The following is a 3,018-nucleotide window of genomic DNA, read 5'->3' on the forward strand; positions in this document are numbered from 1 at the left end:
GGGGGGCGGGAGAGCTTGGTGGGCGTTCTATCGGTTGGGAACGTCCGGGTTTGTGTGGTGGCGGACCGGACCACGGGGGCAGGGGGAGCGGGGCCGGACTGTCACGGATCGGCGGTCCGGCGGAGAAGGGACGGTCGTCGCGTCCTACCCCGTCGGTCCGGTGCGCCCGCTGCGGCCGCCGTGCTGCCGGGGTGGGCGGACGAGGTCGCCGGCCTTGCGGGCGACCGCTGCCACGGCGTCGCTCAGCCGGTCGAGCACGGCCGCCGCCTGCTCGTCGCTGATGGTGAGGGGAGGAAGGAGCCGTACGACACTCGAGTGGCGGCCGCCGAGCTCCACGATCAGGCCGCGGCGCAGGCACTCCCGCTGGACGGCGGCGGCGAGTTCGGGGGCGGCGGGACGACTGGTACGGGCCCGCTCCAGCCCCGCGATCGACTCTCCGGGGGCTTCGGAGACAACCTGCCGGCCCTCGCCCACGTCTCCTGCCCCCGCCGGGGTCTGCACCGGAACGGGCGAGCCGGGATCGGTCCTCTCGGGATCCACCAGCTCGAGCCCGATCATCAACCCTCGCCCTCGGACGTCACCCACGCACGGGAACTGCCGCTCCAGCTCGTGGAGTTGTGTCAGCAGTCGGGAACCGAGCCGGGCCGCGCGGGCGGCGAGGCCGTGCTCGCGGACGTGGGCGAGGGTGGCCGTGCCTGCGGCCATGGCGAGTTGGTTGCCGCGCCCGGGGCCCGCGGGGGCGCGGGGTCCCCCGCGGTCGCGGTCGTCGGGTTAGCCCCCGCCGGCCAGCGGAAGGCTGCCGCCAATGGCCTTGGACAGGACCATCACGTCGGGGGTGACTCCGCTGTGCTCCACGGCCCAGAAGGCACCGGTGCGTCCGACACCGGTCTGGATCTCGTCGGCGATCAGGGGGACGGAGCGGTCGGCGGTGATCTGCCGCATGCGCCGCAGCCAGTCGTCGGGGGCGGGAATCACCCCGCCCTCGCCCTGGACGGGCTCGAGGATCATCCCGGCGGGGAGGGGGACACCGGACTTGGGGTCGTCCAGGACGGACTCGGTCCAGCGGGCTGCGAGTTCCGCGCCGCGGGCGCCGCCGACCCCGAAGGGACAGCGGTAGTCCTGCGGATACGGGAGGCGGCCCACCCGAACGTCGCCGGCGCCGCCGGACGCGGCCAGCGCGCCGGTGGTCATCCCGTGGTAGGCGCCGGTGAAGGCCAGGATTCCGGTACGGCCCGTCGCGGCACGTACCAGCTTGAACGCGGCCTCTACGGCGTCCGTGCCGGCCGGTCCGCAGAACTGGACGCGGGCACGGTCGGCGAGGCCGGGTGGCAGGGTGCGGAACAGTTCGGTGATGAAGGCGTCCTTGACGGGGGTCGCGAGGTCGAGGACGGAGAGGGGGGCGCCCGAGTCGAGGACCTTTCGGATGGCCTCCAGGACGACCGGGTGGTTGTGGCCCAGGGCGAGGGTCCCGGCACCGGAGAGACAGTCGAGGTAGCGGCGGCCGTCGGCGCCTTCGATGGTCAGCCCGCGTGCCCGGACCGGCACGATGGGAAGGGCGCGCGCATAGGTGCGTGCCGACGACTCGCGCGCCGACTGGCGCCTCAGGATCCCCTCGTGCGCGGCGCGCGCTCCCCCGGAGGTCCCCCCGGTCACCGACTCGGTCACGGCCACGGCTCGCTGTCCTCCCGCTGTTCAGGGGCGAGTTGATGGACGGGGACCGGGCATGGGCAGCAGTCCCCCCACCGCTACAACCCCGGACGGCCCACCTGGTTACGGGTTGCTTCAAGATCCTTGCCGTGACGGAACCGTTGCCGTTCCGTCGGAAGTCCCCCACAGCGAGCGCATAGTGTGTGATGCCGTTCCGGACGTCCGTGAGACCGGCGTGAACTCCCCATGAGTTCCGCCCGAGCATCGCGGACGCAGCGCCTAGTTCCTTTACCTCAGGGGGAGTCAGCACCATGCGATCCATACGGCCGTCCTTCACCGCTCGCCGAGGAAGGAGCGCGCCTCGCAGAACATCCCCCGTGCTGGCGGCCGTCGCCCTCGCGTCGGCGCTGGCGCTCACGGCCACCGCCTGCAACGGCTCCGACGACAACGCGGACGGCAAGCCGACCGCCTCCGCGACCGTCGGGGACAACGGCGACGGAAAGATCAAGATCCCGGACGACATCAGGAACAAGCTCAAAGAGCACGGGTTCGACATCGACAAGTGGAAGAAGGGCGCCTGGAAGAACTGGAACAGGGACGACTGGCTGCGCGAGGCCAACGACTTCATCAACCCGATCATCAAGGGTCTGTGGGATCCGGACCGGATGCGCGGGGCCAACGACCCGGACAAGGGTGTCGACGAGAACGACATCTCCGGTGACCAGGGCGTGACCGATCCGACTCCGGCGAAGGTTCAGGCGGAGGATGTCCGGCCGTCGTACCACTCCAACGCGGCAACCGCAGGAAAGGTGTTCTTCGACTCCCCCGAGGGCACCATGGTCTGCTCGGCGACGGTCGTGGAGGACCCGGCCCACCCCGGCAAGTCCAACCTCGTGTGGACGGCGGGCCACTGTGTGCACGCCGGCAAGAAGGGCGGCTGGTACCGCAACATCGCCTTCGTGCCGTCGTACAACGACAAGGGCATGACGGACGCGCAGCTGCAGAAGGCCACCCGGGCGGAGGTCGCTCCGTACGGCGTGTGGTGGGGCGACGGGGCCCTGACCTCGCAGCAGTGGATCGACCAGGGCGGTGAGACGGGCGGGGACGGCGCCCCCTACGACTTCGCCGTGATCCATGTGACGCCGGAGCAGGGCAACAGCGGCAAGTCCCTGGAAGAGATGGTCGGTTCGGCTCTGCCGGTGAACTTCAACGCCCCGGCCGTGCCGAAGGTGCGGAGCATCACCGCGACCGGTTACCCGGCGGCGCCGCCCGACCACGGCCAGCGGATGTATCACGGCACGGACACACCCGGTCGGCGGTCGCGCCACGACACGGGCCCGCCGCAGTACCGCACCGGCGGCACCCTGACCG

At 71.5% G+C, this 3,018-nt stretch carries 1 protein-coding gene and 1 pseudogene; one reads left to right on the plus strand and one right to left on the minus strand.

All coding sequences use genetic code 11. The features are described from left to right. Positions 1–144: 144 nt before the first annotated feature. Positions 145–1,671 (minus strand): annotated as a pseudogene (locus ACFW2E_RS41880) (aminotransferase class III-fold pyridoxal phosphate-dependent enzyme). 287 nt (positions 1,672–1,958) lie between these two features. On the opposite strand from ACFW2E_RS41880, the gene ACFW2E_RS41885 reads away from it, so the two are divergent. Next, positions 1,959–3,018, plus strand: a 1,060-nt coding sequence (locus tag ACFW2E_RS41885) for a trypsin-like serine peptidase (protein ID WP_384475926.1), incomplete at its 3' end; no start/stop codon positions are given.

The sequence above is a fragment of the Streptomyces sp. NPDC058964 genome, from assembly GCF_042741275.1.
Classification (GTDB): domain Bacteria; phylum Actinomycetota; class Actinomycetes; order Streptomycetales; family Streptomycetaceae; genus Streptomyces.